A 3,065-nucleotide genomic window follows, 5' to 3' on the forward strand; every position below is an offset into this window, starting at 1 on the left:
AGTCTAGGGCAGCAAAGAGGTTGAGTATCTCCATGGCCACGGTTCTGCAGGCGCGTCCCCGCCAGTTCGTGAACACCCCCTACATTGAGCGGATTACCCGCCGCGCTTTGCGCTATTTGCAATCGGGCTTTGCGGTGCATTTGCGGGGGCCTTCGGGTACGGGCAAAACCACTTTGGCGATGCATCTGGCCAGCCTGCTGGGCCGCCCCATCATGCTGATCTATGGGGATGACCGCTTCGATTCTTCCGACCTCATCGGGGGGCGCACCGGTTTTACCCATCGGCGGGTGGTGGACAACTTCATTCACTCGGTGGTGAAGACGGAGGAGGATGTGCAGCAGCGCTGGGTGGATGCCCGCCTCACCTTGGCTTGCCGAGAGGGGTTTACCCTCATCTACGACGAGTTCAATCGCTCCCGCCCTGAGGCCAACAATGCTCTCCTGAGTGCCTTGGAGGAGAGGCTGCTGGTGTTGCCGCCGGACAGCAACCGCTCGGAATATCTGCGGGTGCATCCCCAGTTCCGGGCCATTTTTACCTCTAACCCGGAGGAATATACCGGGGTTCACAGGGCCCAAGATGCGCTGCTGGATCGGATGATCACCATCGATATGGGGGAGCCGGACATCGAGACCGAAAAGGAGATTCTCACCTCGCGAATAGGCTTATCCGGCCCCGACGCCCTCAAGATCGTCCACATTGTGCGGGCTTTTCGCCGCAAGTTGGATCTGACGCGCCACCCCAGCCTGCGCAGTTGTTTGATGATCGGGCGCATTGTCAAGGAACATGAGCTGGCAGTTAGCAAAGAGAATGCCGATTTTCGCGCTTTGTGTGCGGATGTGCTGTTGCCCCGGGCTGGCAAGCGCTATGAAGAGGGATCCCAGCTGCTGAATTATCTGCTAGACCAACTGCCTGGCTGAGTCTTTTGCCTGTTGGTACACTTTGGAGGTCGATTAACCCTGTGCCGATTAGCTCTCAACCCTTGACCACGGCTACTCATGGCTCCTCGCTGGCCGATGTGCTGGAGCGGGTGCTGGACAAGGGCATTGTGATCGCCGGAGACATCACCGTTTCGGTGGGCAATGTGGAGTTGCTGAATGTGCGCATTCGCCTGCTGATTTCTTCGGTGGATAAGGCCAAGGAGATCGGCATCAATTGGTGGGAGTCGGATCCCTATCTCAACAGCCAGGCGCGGGAGCTGCTGGAAGCCAACCGACAGCTCATGCAGCGCGTTGCCGAATTGGAAAGACAGCTTGCCCAAGCTCTGCCCCAGGGGGGAAAGGGAACGGACCCATAGGCTGCCCCCCGCCATTGTGACCTGGATTGACGGGCTAGACTGGCTGCTGTGGTGGTTTGACGGGGTGATGGGGCATGGCTTTGGAGATGGCGTTTGACCGGAAGGGTTGGCAGCGGCTAGGGACGCTGGGCTGGGCTGTGGGTGTGGTGCTGGCCCTTGGAATCCCGGCTTGGGGTCAGAATCCCCGTGCCATCAGCATCAGCGCCGATGTGCAGGAGGCCAACGCCAACACAGGGGTTTTTACGGCCATTGGCAATGTCACCCTCAGTTTTCCTGCCGAGCGGCTTACGGCCCGCGCCCAAAGAGCTGTGTATTACAGCCAGGAGCAACGCATTGAGCTGGAGGGCCAGGTCATCATCAACCAAGGGGAGAATCAGTTGCAAGCGGAGAAAGTCATTTACCACATCGACAAGGGCACCATCCAGGCAGTGCCATCGGCAGGGCGGCAAGTGGAGTCCATCTACGTTTTGCCGGAGCCCAGCTCAAGTCCTTAGCTGATCCCCACACTTTTTTCCAGCAGCACGGACTCAGCCAACACGGCTATACCGTGATTTCGTCACCGATCATCCCAGCCTGCAGGGTTTCCCTCACCCCCAACCCCTCTCTCAAAAGGAGAGGGGAGCCAGGGACAGACATAACAAATCGTTTCATTGCTGTTTGAAATGACTACATTTGAAATGACTACACATGGGGCAGCGCTGGAAACGAGCTCGGGGAATGTCGGCTTAGATCCGTTTAGGATGTAGTAATTCATTTAGGATGTAGTAGTTCGGGCGGCAGACTTTTTCCCTGACTCTGAATCAAAGGATGGCTGATGGATGTTCGGGATCCGAGTTCCTCACCCCTGGCAACGAGAGGCACAGGTCACTCCAGAAGAGATGTTTTTCAGCCGGCGGCAATTTCTAGCGCAACTGGGATCCGTTGGGGTGGGAGCCAGTTTTTCTATTTTTGGGTTTGGCAGCAGGGGAGCTGCTCCCTCGGTAGAACGAGAGCTGAGGGGGATCCCACTCAACCCCCACTTTTCGGATGTGGGCAGGCCCGTCACCGAGGAGATTGTAGCTGCTCGTTACAACAACTTTTACGAGTTTGGCTCCGGAAAGCGCGTCTGGCGGGCTGCACAGGCTTTGCCCACGGATCCCTGGACTGTCGAGATTACCGGGCTGGTGCGGCATCCTCAGCGGTTGGGCCTGGAAGATCTGTTTAACTTCCCCCTCGAAGAGCGCATCTATCGCTTTCGCTGTGTGGAAGCCTGGGCGATGGTGGTGCCGTGGTTGGGCTTTCCGATGCGGCTGTTGCTGGAACGGGTGGATCCTTTGCCGACGGCTCGATTTGTCCGCTTCACTTCCTTTTACGATCCGGAAATTATGCCTGGCCCAATCTGGCCCCCCAACTTGCCTTGGCCCTACACGGAAGGGTTGCGGATCGAGGAAATGGCCAACGAGTTGGCCTTTTTTGCCCTCGGCGTTTATGGCAAGCCGTTGCCCAAACAGCACGGAGCGCCAATTCGCATGGTAGTTCCCTGGAAGTATGGCTTTAAAGGGGGAAAATCCATCGTCAAAATCGAGTTTTTGGATCATCAACCCTCTACGTTTTGGAATACCCTCGCCCCTGAGGAGTATGGATTTGAGGCCAATGTGGATCCTAGGGTGCCCCACCCCCGCTGGTCACAGGAGCAGGAAGTCTTGATTGGTTTCGGATCCCGTTCCCAGTGGCAAATCGTTCCCACCTTGCCCTACAACGGGTACGGAGAGTATGTTGCCCACTTATATGG

The 3,065-nt window shown here is 57.2% G+C and carries 4 protein-coding genes; all 4 read left to right on the forward strand.

The genetic code is table 11. From position 1 onward, the window contains the following. Nucleotides 1–32 precede the first annotated feature (32 nt). Nucleotides 33–917 (forward strand): gas vesicle protein GvpN, encoded by an 885-nt coding sequence (gvpN, locus tag NW820_RS11510; RefSeq protein WP_011433426.1) that lies wholly within the window; start codon nucleotides 33–35, stop codon nucleotides 915–917. Between the two features lie 41 nt (nucleotides 918–958). Next, nucleotides 959–1,294, forward strand: coding sequence for a gas vesicle protein (locus NW820_RS11515; protein WP_011433425.1), 336 nt, complete (start codon nucleotides 959–961; stop codon nucleotides 1,292–1,294). Between the two features lie 74 nt (nucleotides 1,295–1,368). Then, entirely contained in the window at nucleotides 1,369–1,788 is a 420-nt protein-coding gene (locus NW820_RS11520; protein WP_011433424.1) for an LptA/OstA family protein, read from the forward strand. Between the two features lie 324 nt (nucleotides 1,789–2,112). Then, nucleotides 2,113–3,065, forward strand: a 953-nt coding sequence (gene msrP / locus NW820_RS11525) for a protein-methionine-sulfoxide reductase catalytic subunit MsrP (protein ID WP_414407546.1), incomplete at its 3' end; no start/stop codon positions are given.

Source organism: Synechococcus sp. R55.7 (genome assembly GCF_047461955.1).
Taxonomy (GTDB): domain Bacteria; phylum Cyanobacteriota; class Cyanobacteriia; order Thermostichales; family Thermostichaceae; genus Thermostichus.

Coding starts and splice junctions, on each gene's coding strand:
- NW820_RS11520 (WP_011433424.1), top strand. CDS start 1,369: ATGGCTTTGGAGATGGCGTTTGACCGGAAGGGTTGGCAGCGGCTAGGG.
- gvpN (WP_011433426.1), top strand. CDS start 33: ATGGCCACGGTTCTGCAGGCGCGTCCCCGCCAGTTCGTGAACACCCCC.